Origin of the sequence: Sporosarcina sp. FSL K6-1522 (genome assembly GCF_038622445.1) — a bacterium.
Lineage (GTDB): Bacteria > Bacillota > Bacilli > Bacillales_A > Planococcaceae > Sporosarcina.
The window spans coordinates 3,979,084-3,997,287 of sequence record NZ_CP152019.1 but is presented as its reverse complement, the minus strand read 5'-3'; the positions used below and the strand labels follow the sequence as shown (position 1 = coordinate 3,997,287).

At 37.7% G+C, this 18,204-nt stretch carries 18 protein-coding genes and 1 pseudogene; 10 read left to right on the top strand and 9 right to left on the bottom strand.

What is annotated here, in order from left to right; genetic code table 11:
- Positions 1-127: 127 nt before the first annotated feature.
- The 4 genes from MKY34_RS20080 to MKY34_RS20065 form a co-directional block, all read right to left on the bottom strand.
- Entirely contained in the window at positions 128-1,282 is a 1,155-nt protein-coding gene (locus MKY34_RS20080; protein ID WP_342512874.1) for a Ger(x)C family spore germination protein, read from the bottom strand.
- Complete coding sequence (locus MKY34_RS20075) at positions 1,279-2,733, bottom strand: spore germination protein (RefSeq protein ID WP_342512873.1); 1,455 nt, start codon at positions 2,731-2,733, stop codon at positions 1,279-1,281. The genes MKY34_RS20080 and MKY34_RS20075 overlap by 4 nt, the downstream gene beginning before the upstream one ends.
- Positions 2,734-2,760: 27 nt before the next feature.
- Positions 2,761-3,855, bottom strand: a complete 1,095-nt coding sequence (locus MKY34_RS20070; RefSeq protein ID WP_342512872.1) for an endospore germination permease — start codon at positions 3,853-3,855, stop codon at positions 2,761-2,763.
- A gap of 440 nt (positions 3,856-4,295) precedes the next feature.
- A complete protein-coding gene (locus MKY34_RS20065) occupies positions 4,296-4,505 on the bottom strand; it encodes a recombinase family protein (protein ID WP_342512871.1) in 210 nt (69 codons plus the stop codon).
- 331 nt (positions 4,506-4,836) lie between these two features.
- Between MKY34_RS20065 and MKY34_RS20060 the strand changes: the two genes are divergently transcribed.
- Both MKY34_RS20060 and MKY34_RS20055 read left to right on the top strand, forming a co-directional pair.
- Positions 4,837-6,018 carry an AAA family ATPase gene (locus MKY34_RS20060; RefSeq protein WP_342512870.1) on the top strand — a complete coding sequence of 394 codons (1,182 nt, stop codon included), beginning with the start codon at positions 4,837-4,839 and terminating at the stop codon, positions 6,016-6,018.
- 13 nt (positions 6,019-6,031) lie between these two features.
- Complete coding sequence (locus MKY34_RS20055) at positions 6,032-7,453, top strand: VWA domain-containing protein (RefSeq protein WP_342512869.1); 1,422 nt, start codon at positions 6,032-6,034, stop codon at positions 7,451-7,453.
- Between the two features lie 52 nt (positions 7,454-7,505).
- On the opposite strand, the gene MKY34_RS20050 is transcribed toward MKY34_RS20055, so the two are convergent.
- Both MKY34_RS20050 and MKY34_RS20045 read right to left on the bottom strand, forming a co-directional pair.
- Positions 7,506-7,991, bottom strand: a complete 486-nt coding sequence (locus tag MKY34_RS20050) for a hypothetical protein (RefSeq protein ID WP_342512868.1) — start codon at positions 7,989-7,991, stop codon at positions 7,506-7,508.
- Between the two features lie 57 nt (positions 7,992-8,048).
- Positions 8,049-8,951, bottom strand: coding sequence for a MerR family transcriptional regulator (locus tag MKY34_RS20045; RefSeq protein WP_342512867.1), 903 nt, complete (start codon positions 8,949-8,951; stop codon positions 8,049-8,051).
- A gap of 620 nt (positions 8,952-9,571) precedes the next feature.
- On the opposite strand from MKY34_RS20045, the gene MKY34_RS20040 reads away from it, so the two are divergent.
- From MKY34_RS20040 to MKY34_RS20030, 3 genes are all read left to right on the top strand, one after another.
- Positions 9,572-10,639, top strand: coding sequence for an ABC transporter permease (locus MKY34_RS20040; protein WP_342512866.1), 1,068 nt, complete (start codon positions 9,572-9,574; stop codon positions 10,637-10,639).
- Between the two features lie 3 nt (positions 10,640-10,642).
- Complete coding sequence (locus MKY34_RS20035) at positions 10,643-11,311, top strand: ABC transporter ATP-binding protein (RefSeq protein WP_342512865.1); 669 nt, start codon at positions 10,643-10,645, stop codon at positions 11,309-11,311.
- A gap of 61 nt (positions 11,312-11,372) precedes the next feature.
- Positions 11,373-12,809 carry a deoxyribodipyrimidine photo-lyase gene (locus tag MKY34_RS20030; RefSeq protein WP_342512864.1) on the top strand — a complete coding sequence of 479 codons (1,437 nt, stop codon included), beginning with the start codon at positions 11,373-11,375 and terminating at the stop codon, positions 12,807-12,809.
- Between the two features lie 33 nt (positions 12,810-12,842).
- Here the strand turns inward: MKY34_RS20030 and uvsE are convergent, their stop codons facing one another.
- On the bottom strand, positions 12,843-13,802 hold the full coding sequence (gene uvsE / locus MKY34_RS20025) for a UV DNA damage repair endonuclease UvsE (RefSeq protein ID WP_342515317.1): 960 nt from the start codon (positions 13,800-13,802) through the stop codon (positions 12,843-12,845).
- A gap of 296 nt (positions 13,803-14,098) precedes the next feature.
- Between uvsE and MKY34_RS20020 the strand changes: the two genes are divergently transcribed.
- Complete coding sequence (locus tag MKY34_RS20020) at positions 14,099-14,242, top strand: hypothetical protein (RefSeq protein ID WP_342512863.1); 144 nt, start codon at positions 14,099-14,101, stop codon at positions 14,240-14,242.
- Between the two features lie 207 nt (positions 14,243-14,449).
- Here MKY34_RS20020 and MKY34_RS20015 read toward each other — a convergent pair whose 3' ends face one another.
- Positions 14,450-14,758 carry a transposase gene (locus MKY34_RS20015; protein WP_342512862.1) on the bottom strand — a complete coding sequence of 103 codons (309 nt, stop codon included), beginning with the start codon at positions 14,756-14,758 and terminating at the stop codon, positions 14,450-14,452.
- Between the two features lie 218 nt (positions 14,759-14,976).
- Positions 14,977-15,489 (bottom strand): annotated as a pseudogene (locus tag MKY34_RS20010) (DUF3231 family protein).
- Positions 15,490-15,717: 228 nt separating this feature from the next.
- Here MKY34_RS20010 and MKY34_RS20005 point away from each other — a divergent pair.
- The 4 genes from MKY34_RS20005 to MKY34_RS19990 all read left to right on the top strand — a co-directional run bounded on the left by MKY34_RS20005 (position 15,718) and on the right by MKY34_RS19990 (position 18,035).
- Positions 15,718-16,146 carry a pyridoxamine 5'-phosphate oxidase family protein gene (locus tag MKY34_RS20005; RefSeq protein WP_342512861.1) on the top strand — a complete coding sequence of 143 codons (429 nt, stop codon included), beginning with the start codon at positions 15,718-15,720 and terminating at the stop codon, positions 16,144-16,146.
- Positions 16,147-16,195: 49 nt separating this feature from the next.
- Positions 16,196-16,453, top strand: a complete 258-nt coding sequence (locus tag MKY34_RS20000; RefSeq protein WP_342512860.1) for a transcriptional regulator SplA domain-containing protein — start codon at positions 16,196-16,198, stop codon at positions 16,451-16,453.
- Positions 16,446-17,465, top strand: coding sequence for a spore photoproduct lyase (gene splB / locus MKY34_RS19995; protein WP_342512859.1), 1,020 nt, complete (start codon positions 16,446-16,448; stop codon positions 17,463-17,465). The genes MKY34_RS20000 and splB overlap by 8 nt, the downstream gene beginning before the upstream one ends.
- 72 nt (positions 17,466-17,537) lie before the next feature.
- Positions 17,538-18,035 carry a TspO/MBR family protein gene (locus MKY34_RS19990; RefSeq protein WP_342515316.1) on the top strand — a complete coding sequence of 166 codons (498 nt, stop codon included), beginning with the start codon at positions 17,538-17,540 and terminating at the stop codon, positions 18,033-18,035.
- Positions 18,036-18,204 lie beyond the last annotated feature (169 nt).

Here is an 18,204-nt window from a genome sequence, read left to right as displayed (position 1 = left end):
CAGAAAAGACTTAGTTATTTATCATGGTCACCTTTTCTAGCTACGTATTGTAAGAGTGCCTAGTGGCACGATATACACTATTAATTTGTGTATATCTTCATGAAACTTGACCACTTTCAGCGTTCGATCATTTCTCGATGGTTTCCCTTAATGATCTCCTACTCGATTCAATCTTTTCAACTGCTACGGTAAGATTATGGATGGAATCCTTGGTCAATTCAACTTTCCCATCCTTTTGTATTCTTTTCCATGTCTTTACGTCTTTCCGATATAAGTGCTCCGATAAGCGATAAATATCCACATCGTGTTTTAGTCCTTCTTCATACGTATCCTCAATTTCTTTTTTTATCTGTTTTGCAGTTTCCTTTTTAATCTCACTAGACGTTATTTTCTCTTCAATTGTACTGACCGTCAGGTCTACTTTTACATCAATATCGAATGTCACATTGTCATTTTCCACAATGGGTTTCACTTTTACCTGAAGTTTATCAATGATCATGGTGAGGTGACTTTGTTCGTCCGAATTCAACTTCACAGTCACTTCTCCCCTTTTCGTTGCATTCGTCATCCACTGCAGGCCTTGGACCTTTTCTTCTGTGATAAATCCTTTAAACTGATTTGGAGTGATAACACCAACTCCTGATAGTGTGGCTGAAGTATTCGGACCTTCTACCGTTTCCCAATTTTCAGTGATGGAAACATACGGAATACGTGCTTCATAACTTGGTTCATTCAGTGCAATAATCAATTCACGAAAATTGAGGGGTTCTATAAAGGATTCTTGCTTAAATGAGTTCATTGGATCACCAAGCTTCGATAACGTAATGGCTTTATTGATGATAGGAGACACGAGCAGTAGATCTTTTACGGGATCTTTTGTACTGTACACCCAAATTTGATATCTCGTTTCTCTATACCGCATAAAACTGTCGACAATCGAATTTACCCTTCCATTTTTCATTGCCTCTTCAGATAAAATAAGATACGAAAAATGGCCCCAAAAAACCCTCTGGTCGATGGAATGATACAATTCAAAAAATGCTTCATCTATTGTTTCTCCTGTAGCAGATCCAACCTCGGACTGAATTTCTTTGGTGATTGGTTGATCTGATTTTGCCGTATTACTAAAGTCAATAATTTGACTATATACTTTGTATTGACCATCTTCAAAATCTACACCAATCCCATGAATATAGAGCATTCTTTCAGGCTCGTTGACATCCCAACAACTCGTGAGTATCGGCATAAGCAAAATAAGCATGGCAATCATTTTTTTATTCATTTTTCATCCTCTTTGGTCCGCGTCTTATCCTGTGGATTCAACATATTTGGACGTTCATTGTAGTAGTTGGAAGGTAATCGAAAAAGAGTGGCTTTAATGGTTGTCCAATTTAAATCAGTCGCAATGTTCAAGTAAGAAACCCCGAAAGTTCGGATATTCGCTAAATAGAGCAACGTAAAATAAATGCACATAAAAAAACCGAAAAGACCTAAAAATGAAGTGACTAAAATGAAAATAATGCGTAATAGCCCGATTGCAGTCACAAGAGATTGGTTGACTAACGTAAATGTCGCGATTGTCGAAATGGCGATGATAACAATCATCGCAGGGCTTGTAACACCGGCCCGAATGGCGGCATCACCAATAATCAATCCGCCGACAACACTGATTGTCCCTCCAATGGCAGATGGAAGACGTAAGCCAGCTTCTCGGAACAACTCAAACATGAGTAGCATAAGTAGCATTTCAAGTGCCGCAGGGAGTGGAAGCCCCATATTCGATTGGATAATGGTCGCAAGTAATTGTAATGGCATCTGATTTTGGTGAAATGTCATTAAAGAAAGCCAAAACGCCGGTAGTAATAAGCCAATCCCAATGCCTAACAGACGTAATAGTCGCTCAAATGAACTGAAAAAGACAGGGGATTCATTATCTTCACTCGATTTTAACAATAAAAACATATTTACAGGCGTGATTACTACATACGCAACCCCGTCAACAAGAATTAGAAATCGCCCTCTTACAAGTGATTGAACAGCAGTATCGGGTCGACCTGTATAATCGGCTCTAGGAAAGAGCTTGGCACTTTTATTCACCCGTTCCATTAATAAATCCCCACTAAATACAATATCGATATCAACTTTTTCCAATCTGGTTTTTATGCCATTCAAAATTTCTTTATCCGCAATATCATCAAAATAAAGAATAGCTACAGCCGTTTTTGAACGTTTTCCTAGTTCTAATTTTTCTACGCATAATGAATTCGTAGGCAATCGTTTTCGTATTAAAGCGATATTAACGGAAAGGTCTTCAATAAAGTTATCTCTCGGACCTTTTACGAGAACTTCCATTCTTGTCTCTTCAGGATTTCGATTCGGCTTTTTAGCAATATTGCTTGAAAACAGGAGCTGATCCTCTTCAAAATAAAGCAGCAAATGGCCTGTATACACCAGGGAAATGGCTTCTGTTATCTCCTCTAATTTATTGATATCAGGAATGTGTAATTGTTCCAGCAAAGTTGCTTCTAGTGGCTTTTCTTCTCGGTTATCAAAAACCAGTTGAATTCGTTGAATGATGACCTCATTCAACAACTGCTGGTCTATCATGGCGTCACAAGTAATAAAATGCACCTTATATTGACGAAAGGTATACGCTTGAAACTGCACGTCCGCTGACTTCTGAAATAGTTCTTTTAAGTTGTTGATATCCATTGATGTTTCAGCCGATTGCATCGTTTTTCACCATTTTCTGTGTAGGTTTTAAGTTTCGACTTTCTTAGATGATTTATTTGAAAAGAAAGCAACAATCACGAGAATAAGGGATAAAAAGAAAAAAAAGAAAAAAGTGATTGACAATAAATAATCCCCTTTAAATTTCAGAAATAGACCGTCATTCATAAGAAATAGTACAAAGTTTATTAAGAAAAATGGAGGGGCTAGTGTTTTCAAAATACGCTTTCGATTTCCCGTCATTTTTAATATTTCCGCTACCACAAATAAAATTAACCCCATTCTTATAAACGCACCCGTAAGCCATTGATAGATTGACAAAAAATCAAGATGTTCAACAAAGCGTCCAATTGCCGCAAGACCCCATTCTTCATAAGCAGGAAATCTTTGCTTTGCTGCCTCATCGGGCCCAAACTCCATCACCGCACCATTGAGCGGACCGATCGTTAACCCCATTAAAATAAAAACCATCACCGCAAAGTGGTACCAACGTATCCGACCTTTAATTTGATGTTGTAAAAAGAGTACGAGCAGGAGCTCAACAAATCCAGAAGCGGGATAGATGATTCCTTTCAGTATAGGTTGGAACCCATGTTCGAAAAAAGGGAGCAATAACTCATGATCTTTCACTTGTATGTTCGTAATCGCTACAAAAAAACCTAAAACAACGACTCCGGCTAGAACAATGACATTCACAATCGCAATCGTCTGTAGATTTGTTGTGGCCAATAGGATACAAAGAAGTGTATAGATGATTAACAGTACCACCATCGGCGTTTCTGGTAAAAAAGTGGTTGTGACCCATTGTAACGTTTCCCTCATTGTAAAAGCGGCAAGGATGATCAAATAAATAGCAACAATATAGAGGATAATGGAGGAGGCAATCTTGCCTATTTTTAGTTTTAACCAATCCGCAATCGGCTCTTGGTTGGATTTTTTATGAATATAAACTAACAGAAATAACCATGGCAATATGATGATTGTTGCCAATATGACAGACATCCACCCATCTCTTCCTACAGTTTTTAATAATGGGGGAAGAATGGTTACATGATTTTTTAGCCCAATGACCGTCATCGTTAGAAAAATGACATGTAGCATACTGATTGATCCGATACCCTTCACTCGAAAACCCTCTAACATTTTTTGTATTACTTATTATTAGCAAAAATAGAGAGGATTATAAGCGGTAAATTTATTTCCAAAGAGATCTTGAGATGAACAAGTGTAAAATGCCGGGTGTTAATTACAAAATTAAGGATTGAAATTCCCTTTGATTACACGCCTGTTGATTAGCAAAAAATAACTACATTATACACTAGGCACTTTGTATACAGTTGCTTTCGGATGACTTTGGATAGAACAACTTCTATACCATTACCGAGGTGTTACCATGTGTAGGGATGCGACTGCGTCTCATCCCTACACATGTTTCTCGAAAATCGTATGGTGGTTGTTCATCCGTCGCTTTCCGAAATCTTAAGTATATAAAGTGCAAATAAAACTTTCGAAGTCTTGTTAGGCGTATTCATTCGGACACCTATTTATTCCTTATTACGGCCAAATCAATCAAGTGAGTGAATATAGGGAGTATCACCTTTCCTCATCATCCCATTCATCAGTTGATAGTTTTCACGATCAAAGTTTTTCCCCGACTGTTTATCTATGAATATATCCCTATCACCGATTCCTATTTCTTTCATTGATTCAATCTGCCGATTTCCATTCGGATCCTTTGCGCTTACACGAACATAACCAAACTCTCGTGATTCCAAAATAGAATATCCCTCCAAAAATATTTGTTTCCCAAAGTGTACAATTCCGTTCAGGAAGTCGCAAATATACGGGTGAACGTTCGGAAAGTGTTTTAATGGGTTTGCGAACGTTGTTCATATGTGTTTATCGTTTTTATTAGGCTGTTCGTTAAGGTGTACTTTTACGAACTAAAGGTGCGTGACATGAAATTATCTAATATGATAGTGTGCTTGTGGAACATTGAAATCGATAATCAATGTCCTACAAGCACATTTTGCTTTTTGAATAGCAAATGATCGAGATGGAAAAGCTAGTTGGAAACACATTGGTAAGTGACGGGAGTGGTGGTGCATGGAGAACAACCTTTCGAAATTAGATGACATTAAAAATGCGTTAAATGTTAAGTTTTATGAGCGTGAGGCTGAGATTGAAGCGATTCTTATAGCGATATTATCACGACAACATCTACTCATGATTGGTCCTTCAGGTACAGCAAAATCTGCATTAGCAGTAGAACTTGCAAAAATGATACAGGGCACAAAATATTTTCAATGGTTACTAACGAGGTTTAGTACACCTGAGGAATTATTTGGACCTTTATCGCTGAAGGACCTGGAACAAGGCGTATACAAGCGGAATACAGCATCAAAAATGCCGGAAGTACATGTAGTATTTTTAGATGAAATCTTCAAGGCGAACAGCGCTATTCTGAACAGTTTACTAACCATTATTAATGAAAGGATTTTTTACAATGACGGGTCCCCTATACCAGTCCCTTTGATGTCTGTAATCGGTGCTTCGAATGAATATCCGGAAGAAGGTGAAGGACTGGAAGCGTTATTCGATCGTTTTTTACTTCGATATGAGGTTGACTATATAGCAGATGATACGAATTTTACTTCTATGATGAAGAATGCAGGCAAACATGGGCAAATGCCAACCATGACAATGGAGGACTTGATACACTTTCAGTTCTTAACAGATATGGTGACCATCCAGGATGAAGTATACAGTGCTATTGCAAAAATTCGCAAAGAGTTGCGGGATGAGGGAATTCGACCATCGGATCGGCGGTTCAAGCAATCATTAAGCGTGCTGCAGGCGAGAGCGTTAATTCGTAAAAGACAAGTCGTGTCGGTAGAAGACGTTGTAATCCTCGAAAATGCTCTTTGGGAAACGATAGATCAAAAAGATACAGTTTCATTCATTGTTCGTAGACATGCGGAAGACACTGCTATCCGGGCAATCGATTCTATTCAAAATGAAGCAAACGAAGTGTTTAATTCGATAAAGCAGGATAATTCAATAGAAGCTGGAATGGAAGCAATTCAAAAAATGAAGGCTTTGGAGGCTGATTTGAATAAGTTGAAAGGGTGTTATGAAGGTAGGGATGTGGAAATTGACGCCTTACTTATTAAAGTGAAATCAATGCAACAAGAAATTCTAAACGCTATTTTAGAACCGATGTATTATGGTACGTTACATGGCAAAAAAGAAATCGAAGGGTCTTCTGGCATCCATTACAAAATGTGAAGGGAGTACTCTAGTGAGAAGGATCGAAATCTACGATGAGAATCGTTCAGTGTTGAATACAGATGCATTCGATAGAAGGCGTTTTAAAGAAATTCTTGAAATGTCACAAGAGCTCCAAAAGCTTATAAACGAAGCGGTTTTGCCTACATTTGAACCTTTGCTTAGTGATATTTGGGCTGCCTTATATAAGATGAAACCCGCAATAACAGCAAAGGATGTTGATGGTTTTCTTTCGGTCAATAAATTACTTATGGAAGTCATCATGGCAGATGAGTATTTTGCTTCCTATCGGAATTTTACTCGGTTAAATGATATAGCGTCGGCCATTAGTACAATAAAGTTCGGAGAAAAGATAAACAAATGGTTGGTTCAGCAACAAGAGAAAGATAAAGACCTTGGGGAACAGTCGGCTAAAATCCGACTAATGCTTAGACAAACGCAAAATCGGCAACTTCAAGAAGCTAATCGAAAAAGCCAAGCGGGTGAAATGAATGAATGGAATGGAAAGTTGAGGGAAACTATTCAAAGTAATAGCGAAAGCTTCTTACTAGCGATAGCCCAAGCTCGACAAGAGTCTCGACAGGTGACTGATGGTTTGAAATCGTTGCTGGGTGGCATTAGTGCGGGTAATGCAGATGCAGAATTAAAAAAAGTTCCTTTACGGGACAAGATTTTGTTGGCAGAGAAAATTGCATGTACTAATAAGATGAAAGAAATAGCAGAATGGGCGGGCCGATTTAAACAGATTGCTCAAAAAAAACAAAAGTCGAAACAAAGCCAGTCTGTGGCGAGAAGTGGGGTTACAATTGGAAATGATATTGAAAATTTGTTACCTATCGAGTTTAGCTTCTATACGCATCCGCTGACGAAGATGGATTTTCTTCGTCGTTTTGCGGAAAGCCAAACGATGCAATTTGAACAGAAAGGACCGGAGGTTTTGAAGAAGGGTCCAATTGTACTTTGCCTTGACCAGTCGGATAGTATGGGTAGCCTTGACACGCAATCGAAAGGGTTTACATTAGCTCTGATGTCAATTGCAAAAAAGCAAAGAAGGGATCTTTGCTTGGTATTATTCTCCTCACGTACTCAAATTTTCAGATATGAAAAAGGCAAAATTCGAGCTTCTGAAATGACTAGGCTTGCGCGGACTTTTTTAGGTGGAGGAACAAATTTTACACTTGCACTTGACGATGCAGTGCACGTAATAAATGAATGTCGTTATAAACAAGCTGATATTGTTTTTGTTACAGATGGCGAAGACCAAATAACGGATTCGTTCCTGGAAGCATTCAATAAAAAGAAACGAGAGAAAGCCTTTAATGTGCTTTCCCTTGTAATAGGTAGCAATATAAATACAGTGGAACAGTTCACTGATAGGGTTATCGAAGTGAAAGACTTTGATAACGAAGGGAGCTTTACTGCATTTGAAGTTTAATTACATTGAAAAAACGTAATGGTTCAATCGGTAAATGGGTTCATTAAGCAGTCTAGGTCATAAAATTCATATTAGAGTTTCGGTTCAAACGACCATTTGATAAATTTCGAGTGATTAATTCACCGAGCACATACCCATATGCTATGTGCCCTATCAACCAATATGCAAGGGAAGGGATACTTGATAGGGCAGGGGTCTTATCTGAAAACATAGTAGTAGGGAATAGTGCTACGCCAATAAAGAAACATAATGAAGTACACATGACAATTATTTTTTTTCGTGTAAAAACTTTTCTATGAGTAATTAGCAAATGTAAACTGCCGGTTAATGCTATTGAAATAATTAGATGAAAGCCCACTTCAATAATCTCTGGGAAGACAAAGTTTTTAATGTAGGGAATATAGTCGATATTCAGTAATAGCGTGTACACTTTAAAATGCGTGATTTGCTCAATGATTTTTAACATCGTAGCTAAGAACAATCCCGAGAATAAACCAGATACAACAGCTTGATGAAGTCCTCCCCTAATTGAGTACATTAACTCACACCCCGCTAATCTATTGATACCTACGTGAAGAATCTTAAGAATAATAGCTCAAGTGCTAGTATTTTTCTGAGTTATTAAGGTATCTTCAATTGAATTAGTAACATATATCGCTCGAAATTTTTTTCTTTTTGTATAGTCCAGTGCTCCTGTGCCACCTAGATAAAAGTCGATTTGCGGATGTTCAACAGCAAACTGATCTAGACTGTTTAACAAGTTTGAATCCGTTTCAAATGGAATTGTTGTTGTTGCCGATAATATTACTTTTGCTGGTTTTAATTTTTTTACAAGTGATTCAATAGAGCCTGGTGCTGGAGAAGCTCCGATGAGTGTAGTTTTCCAGCCTTTCATCATGAATTGTAATAAGAGTATGTGCAATGGGATTTCATGCTGCTCAAAAGGAAGGCAGGCGCCTATAATTAAAGGTGCGTCCTCCCTGTATCTGAAATTACGCCGTATTTGTACTAAAAAATCACGTACTACAAGGCTTGAGACAGATTCTTGATATTCATCCCATTCTTTTTGGTGCCATTTGTTTCCTACCTTATTTAAAAAAGGAACAACAACAGATGTCAAAAAGTCGGAGAGACCTAAAGCGTGATAAGCTTCTTGCAATATTAAATGTAACTCTAGTTCATTACAATGTGTCCCTTTTTCTAAAAGCCGGAAAACATAATCGTTGAGGGCGGGTGGATGTTGAATTGGACGTATTGAAGTTGGAACTGTTTCGAGCGAAGTGACTCTTTCTTTTGTAAGCTGGACAGCCCGTTTAACAGAATGTCCTTGTTCGGATAGACTTTTGACGCTAAGCAAGGCGTTAATATCTGTATCGCTGTATACACGATAGCCGTTTTCCAATCGTTTAGGTTGTACAAGATTATAACGTTCTTCCCATTTACGGATAACTTGCTTTGATAACCCCGTCATGACCGAAACTTGTTGGATAAAATACATTTCACTTATATCTGATGGATTTATTATGTCAATTACATCCTTTCAACAAACTATGAGCCCTGTTGCAAGTATAAGGATAAATAGTGTTTTGTACAACGTTGTATTTATAACATTATCCAATATTGAAATCTAACCCTATTCCCTTCGAGCCGCTTAAAATCTTTTGTTCTTTCAATCCCTTCAGTAAATGGAATTACATAGTCTTTATGTCTAACTTTGTATAGTGAGGTGGATTGTATTGTTCTTTCGGGAAATAATAATCTATTTAAATAGTTATCCTGGTTGTCATGAATTACTGTGGTGCATAAAATAACTCAAAATTAATATTAAATTATTTAAACACTAGTATAAAATAAAACAGTCTTTTGTACAATGTTTTAAATTTTAGTATATACAAGGATTTGACGGGATGTTGTAAATAATAATATAGTTAGGTCAAAGGAATATAGTGTTGTTATGAAAGGAGGAACAGATTTGGTTCAATAGGTTGATTTGCATACATATCCAGAATTAGCGAAGTGAAATGTAATTAAAGCAATTAGAAACGATACGGAGAAGAGTTAAACGGTAGGGGGGTCTCATCACACTAGCTCTACAATTATTAGAAAGGAAGTGCAAAGATGTTTTTAGCTTGGAACGAAATAAAAAAAAATAAACTGCGTTTTACATTAATCGTTGGCGTATTAATGCTCGTATCTTATTTAGTATTCTTTCTATCTGGACTTGCAACAGGTTTACAAAACTTAAATCGAGAATCTGTCGATAAATGGCAGGCAGATGCAATCATTTTAACCAAGGAATCCGATAAGAGTATGGGTCAATCATCGTTGACCATTGAAGATACAGTGGAGATCGATGCAAAAGAATTGGCTGTCATTGGGCAAATAAATGCCGTTGCCGGAAATGGCAAGCAAAAAACAAAGATATCGCTCTTTGGGATAGAAAAAGATGGATTTATTATGCCGAAGGTGACGGAAGGTAAAGTGTTTGCGGAGGAAAATGAAGTAATCGCCAGCGATGTACTACAAGAAGAAGGGTTTAATATTGGTGACGAATTGCAGCTATCCTCGTCAGAACAAATACTAAAGATTGTTGGGTTTACAGATAAGGCAAGGTTCAATGCAGCTCCGGTTTTATATGGAGATTTGTCTACTTTTCAGCGGGTGAAATTTGGTGAAGTGGCTGAAGCAAAAGCATCAAGTATAAATGCAATTGTTGTGCGTGACGACAACATAGCAACCATCAATGCGAATGATTCTTTGGAATTAATGGAAGTAGAAACGTTTATTCAGAATTTACCAGGATACACCGAACAAAGCTTGACATTAAATTTCATGATTTATTTCTTGTTTGCGATTTCGGCAGTCATTGTAGCCATCTTCCTGTATGTTTTGACCGTTCAGAAGATCAGCATGTTCGGGGTCATGAAAGCACAAGGTATATCGAATGGCTATTTGTCACGGTCAGTCATTGCACAAACATTTCTCTTGGCGGCAGTTGGTGTAGTAATCGGATTCGTGTTGACCCTAATTACAGGTGCATTTTTACCTAGTGCAGTCCCTGTAGCGTTTGATATTGTGACAATGCTTATATACGGACTAGTTTTGATTGTTGTTGCGATCATGGGAGCTGTGTTCTCCGTTCTTACAATTGTACGCATTGATCCATTAAAAGCGATAGGAGGATAAAAGATGGCAGTTTTAGAATTAAAGCAAGTGAAAAAAACATTCGGCAGTGGCCATAAACAAGTAGAGGCTTTGAAGGAAATCAATTTTTCAGCCGAAAAGGGGGAGTTGATAGCGATTATCGGGCCATCAGGTTCAGGGAAAAGTACATTCCTAACAATTGTTGGTGGGCTTCTTACGCCCACTTCTGGTTCTGTTACGATTAATAATAAGAATCTAGCGGATATTAATGAGAAAGAGCGTTCAAAAATACGGCTAAAAGAAATTGGTTTTGTTTTGCAGGCTTCGAATCTTATTCCATTTTTATCTGTAGCTGATCAGTTGAAATTATTGGACCAAGTAAAGAAAGGTAATATGACGAAACCCCAGTTGGAAGAGCTATATGAAGACTTGGGAATTGGTGATTTACGAACGAAGTATCCTGCAGATTTATCTGGCGGTGAACGGCAACGGGTAGCGATTGCCAAAGCTTTATACAGTAATCCTTCCGTTATTTTAGCGGATGAACCAACAGCGTCACTAGACTCTGATCGGGCCTATGAGGTAATGGAGTTATTGAAAAATGAAACAAAGAACAAAAATACGACTACGATTGTTGTCACACATGATACACGTCTAGTGGGGTATTGCGACAAGGTGTACAACATGACGGATGGCGTGCTAAAGCAAGTATAATCGTTCGTCATGGAATTTGAAAATGGAGCACACTACCCGGAACGCAAAGGATGAGGTACGGTTGAAAAAAGTAATCGTTTGGTTTAGAAAGGATTTACGTTTGCATGATAACCCAGCATTGTGGGAAGCAGCTCAGCAAGGGGCAATTATTCCCCTTTTTATTTGGTCAGAACAGGAAGAACTTGACTACGCGACGAGTGAAACTGCGCGATGGTGGCTTCATCATTCTTTAATGGGGTTGGAAAGAGAACTTGAATCTCATGGATTGAACCTTATTGTTAGAATGGGAAGTAATTTAGAGCAACTTATGTTAATTTGCGAACAAACGAAAGCAGATGCGGTCTATTTTAATGAACGCCATGAACCTTCTATTATTAGCAGGGATCGTATAATTGCCGGGAAATTACTTTCTTGCGTGAGTGAAGTTCAGTCGTTTTCTTCAAATTTGTTGTTTACACCGGAGAAGATGTTGAACCAAAAAAACGAGCCTTATAAAGTATTTACATCATTTTGGAAAAAATCAATGAGGGAATCAGTCAATTACCCACTGCCAATTCCACCTAGTATTATTCCTTATAATGAGGCCCTTCCATCTTTACAAGTAGAAGAACTAGGTTTGTTGCCCAACATACCCTGGTATGACAAATTCCATACTTACTGGGAGCCAGGTGAAAAAGGGGCGATTTCTAGATGGCAACAATTTGCTGATGAAGGGCTAGTGCATTACGCGAAGGAATCCGATATCCCCTCCGCAGATGCGGTCTCATCTTTATCAGCACATTTAGTATGGGGAGATATTAGTGTGAGGTCTATTTGGCATGCAGCGAAAAGACTTCGAGACGGGAAATCGGATGAATATAGGCAGTCATCCATCGATGCCTTTTTGAGGCAACTCGTATGGCGAGAGTTCGCTTATCATCAGTTGATTCATTTCCCTACGATATTAAATGAACCATTACGTGAAAAGTTTAAAGAGTTTCCATGGTTAAATCATGAGGAAGAATTAGAAAAATGGCAAAAAGGGTTGACGGGCTATCCACTTGTCGATGCAGGTATGCGGGAATTATGGGAAACGGGAGTTATTCATAATCGGGTTCGTATGGTTGTGGCTTCTTTCTTAGTGAAACACTTACTCGTTACCTGGTTAGAAGGATCGAAGTGGTTTCAGCAAACACTTGTCGATTTTGATCCGGCAAACAATGCAATAGGGTGGCAATGGGTAGCCGGTACTGGCATTGATGCGTCACCTTATTTCAGAGTTTTCAATCCAACACTACAGAGCCAAAAGTTCGATAGCGATGGTCTATATATACGTAGATGGATTCCGGAACTAGCGGAATTGCCTGTCCCGTACATTCATGAACCATGGAAAGCACCTGAGCACATTCTTACCGAGGCTAAGATCGTGCTCGGAGAAACTTATCCGCTTCCTATCGTCGAGCACTCGATTGCGAGAAAGCGTGCCTTGGAAGCATATGGAGAAATTAAAAATAGTTGAGACAGAGTATTGGTACCCAGTTGACTGTGATTTTCATTTAATATGAAATGAAGAGCCATCTATTATTTTTACATTATCCCTACCTCTAATTTCTTCCATTAATTGAAACAGGGCATTGTCCTTTCTTTTTGCCTCTATCATACAGTCAATTTGAGAAACGCTACCTTTAATTTCATTTAAAAATTGAAAAAACATATCTATGTCAACATAATCAGCGTGGTGTCGGAATGTCTTTTGGCTTTTGGGACTAGAAATATGCATTTTAATTGGAAGAGGAGAGTGGCACCACGTTTGAGTGACACGCTCCCACTGAGCTTGCCAATTGGGATTCTTATGGTGGGCAAGGTGATGGTGATAATCAAATACAAGTGGAATATCCAGCTTTTCACATAAGTAAAGAGTATCCTCTAGTGTAAATGAAGTATCATCATTTTCCAGCATTATCATTTTTTGAATCGATTTTGGAACGTCCATCCAATTATCTATAAAACGTTCAAGCGATAGTTCCGTTTCTTTATAATTGCCTCCCACATGCAAGACACAACGATGAACCGGATTTATTCCCATTCCTTTTAATAATAAATAATGCATCTTAAGCGTTTGAATCGAATTTTTAAAAATCTCTTTCTTAATGGAATTAATAAGTACAAAGTGATCTGGATGAAAATCAATTCTAAGTTTGTTTCCTCTAGCAAAATCGCCAATCTCACGTAAAAGTTCTTGGAGTGGCTTCATATAATTCCAATCATGCAGCTCTTCATGGTTAGCCAAAGGGATAAGACGTGAAGTTAAACGATAAAAATGTATCTCAGAAGCTACATTATGCATCAAAATTCGAAGTGTGTTCTGTAAATTCGAGATGGAAATGCGCTCTAATTTGCGGATAGCGGCTTCCCGATCCCCGATTTTCTGAAATTGTGTAAAAGTCATGGTTTGTGATGGAGATGCGTTTTTTAATTCGGTGTTCATTGCTACATAACCAAGACGTACAATCACATTTTTTACCTCCAAATTCACAAGTTAGTTATTTTATATTTGTCATTGCATTTCTGTTAGATAATCGGCTTACATCGTTATGTATTGGTTCTTTTTTTAGGGTTGCCACTTAGAATACACATAGTTGTTCCTCGAGTTGAGTTACTTACAATTCTATTATGAGAGGAATTTTGGGTTTTATGTATGGTTATACGTAAATACAAAATAGTTGTAACGTTTGGCATTGAAGATGTCCTCACGGCAACGATAATAGTTGAAACTGACCTACACACCTAAGCGTAGGATCATCAAAAATGCTTGTAAGAAGTGTCAATATGGTGTTTGATGATTGGAAGGTGGATGGAGTTAAGCTGGCACAGCTCATCGTCCGTGATGAGCTGTTGACCGGTTTTGACACGCATATTAAAAATTCACATGAGATTTGCAAATTAGAGTAAGAAATAGTATTATGAATTAAATAAGTAAGATGACTGTAAAAGCGCTCTTCCCATTAACTTGAGGAGGGTGTTTTTTTTATTGCATAATATACGGACTGTGAAAGATGATGGTGAATAAAGATTTAAGGGTTTACATCAATTGGCTTTATTCACTCAAAAATAATACCCGCACGAATGAAGTGGGTACTGGAAAAATCCTTTAAAGGCTCACTTGTCCTTGTCATCTTTACTCCAATCTTTTATGGTCAACAGCATTAGACAATAAATCGTATATATCCATATATAAGCACCTGTTGCGAGAAAAAGTGGGTCTAAAAAAATCGCATGAATTGCAGTCATGAAAACTGTATTGTCTTGAATAATTTGGAGAATTGATAATGCAGCAATATCTCCAAATAAGATGACGGATAATACCATCAGTATATTATATAGAGTACATATCCTTCTATAACGGTGCAGGATATAGATCATTATTAGTGGCAACAGAATACTTCCGACAATCAGTGCAACCTTCAATATTATTACCTCCTACAGAACATTATTAGTTAGAATGTACAAATAGTGTTTACAATTCATCTGGCATGGAAAAAACTTATCCACCTTAAAGGAATAAAAAAGTAAGAAAAGAGCTGTCATAGAATTCGTGTCTCACCGAATTTCTGAACAGCTCTTTTCTTAAAAATATAGAGTTTTAGTATAATACGGGTAAATACGCTGAATTTTTTAATTGATAATTAATCACTTTTTGGAGGATTCATATGCAATGGGGGTGGTATAATCCAACCCTTCTCCTTGTTCATATTCAGTAATTTTAGGCCGAAAGCCATTTTGTCTGCTAAAAACTTGCCAAACATCATTGCGATATCAACTTGCAGACATTGTCCGATTACTTGGCTACACGATACGAGTCCTTGTCCTAAATTAATGGATAAGGCTCCAGAAATTTACAGATCCATAAATCTTGCGCCCATTGGAATTTCTGTGGCACTAGCAACGCCTCGTTTTGGCAATGAAGGAGGAGGAGTTATTCCATTTTCCTTCAAGACTTTTTCAATTTTTTTATTTTCTTCTCTCATCGTATCGACAGCTTCTTTTAGCAAGTTGATAAGATCATTGCCGCCGGCATGGTTGATAAAAGCCTCGTATCCGCTAATCAAGCCCTTGTTTGCACCGATATATGCCCAACAGCCGATTACTTCTCCATAATGCAATGGTTCCTCTTTAGAATTACCACTGATAATACCCATAATTATTCTCCTGATAAATGCGTTTTTACTTACAAACTTTATTATGTGAGAAGATTTAGGATTTATGTATGGAAAATTATTTGGCAAAGTAAGGAATGTAAGTAATATAAATTAGAAAATGCTGTCTCGTATTCAAAATTATTTATTAACAAAAAACCAATGATTTTGATGTTTTTATTTCGGAAATTTGTGCATATTAAAATAGAAATTAGAGAGGAGTGTAAAGTAATGAACACATCAGATTTAACAAAACAAGTCCTTAAGATTATATCGAATCATAGAGGGGGTGTCCTTTCTACTGTTGAAAATAATAAACCTCATTCACGGTATATGACATTTTATAATGATGACTTAACCTTGTATTCACCAACTAAAATGAATACTGAAAAGTTAGGCGAAATAGAAAAAAATCCATTTGTATCTGTATTATTAGGTTATGAAGAACAAGGACAAAGCGATGCATATGTTCAAATTTCTGGAAGATCTAAAATTAATAACTCGCAAAACTTGAAAAATAAACTCTGGGACGATTCATTCAATAAATGGTTTGATGGTCCTGAAGATCCAAACTATGTATTTATAGAAATACAGCCTGAAACTGCCCGTATTTTAAATCATTATGATGAACCACCCCAAGAACTAAATTTTTTACAATAAGATTTTTTGATTTAATTAACGTTAGTACTAATAAGGTGTAGATGAGGAAATGAACGGAAACCATTCTTATCATGCGGGGGATATTGTCTATGTTTTTCACCGGAATCCACATACTCAGGATGTAGCAAATGTACAGAGCGCCGCAGTTGTCAATCATCCAAAAAGTCCTAATGAACTTGCTTTATTTCTTTATGAAGATTATTATCCCCTATCCAGTGATCTGGCTGTCTATTCAACAGAAAAAGAGGCAAACCAAGCCTATAATTACTATTATGGAGATATTTCAAAAGGTACTTTAAATGAATAAGCCATTCACACCTAAGCTTATTTACTTTGAACCAGACGCGCTAAACTACCCACTAGGCAGGGGACTATTTGAAAAATTCGAAAAAGACAACGTCGAAATTCGCTACACAACTTCCCATAATCAGGTGAGAAATCTTCCAGGTGAAAATGATTTTCAGCAGTACCGTGTTGCCAAATCCACATTAGTAGTTGGAATTAGAAAAACACTTAAGTTTGATACTTCAAAGCCCTCTGCTGAATATGCCATTCCTTTTGCAACGGGTTGTATGGGCCATTGTCATTATTGCTATTTACAAACGACAATGGGAAATAAACCATACATCCGAATGTATGTAAATGTAGATGAAATACTTGACGCTGCGGATAAATATATGGCAGAACGGGCTCCAGAGTTGACGAGATTCGAAGCATCCTGTACATCCGATATTGTTGGCATCGATCATCTGACACATACATTAAAGCGGGCTATTGAGCATTTTGGTGAATCGCAATATGGAAAATCGAGATTTGTTACGAAATTCCATCATGTGGATCACTTACTGGATGCCAAGCATAATGGCAAAACCCGTTTTCGATTTAGCGTGAATGCTGATTATGTCATCAAGTATTTTGAACCCGGGACCTCCCCTTTAGCGAAACGCATTGAGGCTGCAGGAAAAGTTGCGAGAGCGGGATACCCCCTTGGTTTTATTGTAGCCCCGATTTATTTACATGAGGGCTGGCAAGAAGGGTATTATCATATGTTCGAACGTTTAGAAGGGGAATTGCCCCCCGAGGCAAAAAAAGACCTAACCTTTGAATTTATTCAACACCGTTTTACAAAACCGGCCAAAAGAGTTATAGAAAAAAATTACCCCATGACAAAATTAGAATTAGATGAAGAAAAGCGAAGGTATAAATGGGGTAAATATGGAATCGGAAAATACATTTATCAAAAAGATGATATAAAAAGTCACCTCTATGCCTATATGGAAAAATTCTTCCCGGAAGCAAAATTGGAGTACTTCACATAGAAGGCCCAAGCATGGAACTGAAGGATTTAGGAAATATGCTGGAGAAGTATGAAAGGGGTGAAGCGATTGACGGTGAATGGGAACAAATTGAAATTGGTGGCATCCATTGCAGTCCCTCTTATTGGCGGGACGATTGCTGGTGCTTTGGCAACAAAGTCTGCAAAGGTCAAGTATAGAAATTTGCAGACACCAAATTTCGCCCCATCAAGCTGGGCGTTTCCCGTAGCATGGACAAGTCTTTATACTTTAATGGGAATAGCTAAATATCAATTCGATAAACAGCCAAAAACAAATAATCTGCAAACCGCAGGCAATGTAACTTATACAACACAGCTTGGCCTAAACTTTATTTGGTCCTTTCTATTTTTTCGGTGGAACCTGCGAGGAACTGCACTTGTGGACGCATCCCTACTTTGGATGGCGGCAACCCTGAACACGTATTATTTCTACCGTGGAAGCAAGCTCGCAGGCTCCTTGATGATTCCTTATACGGGATGTATGACATACGCAGTTGCATTAAACTATGCTACTTGGAATATGAATCGTGGAAGACATACAGAACATTATTAAATGAATGGCTTAATGAAGTGATTGGGGGAGAGCCTACATGGTTTCTCTCTTATTTGAGAATAAAGTATGAAGTAAATTGGGAGATTTTCCGCGTATTTAATATATGAAAAAAGCGCAAAATAATTTTTTAAACAAAGATAGGAATGATTTCTAATGGATATGAAGGACA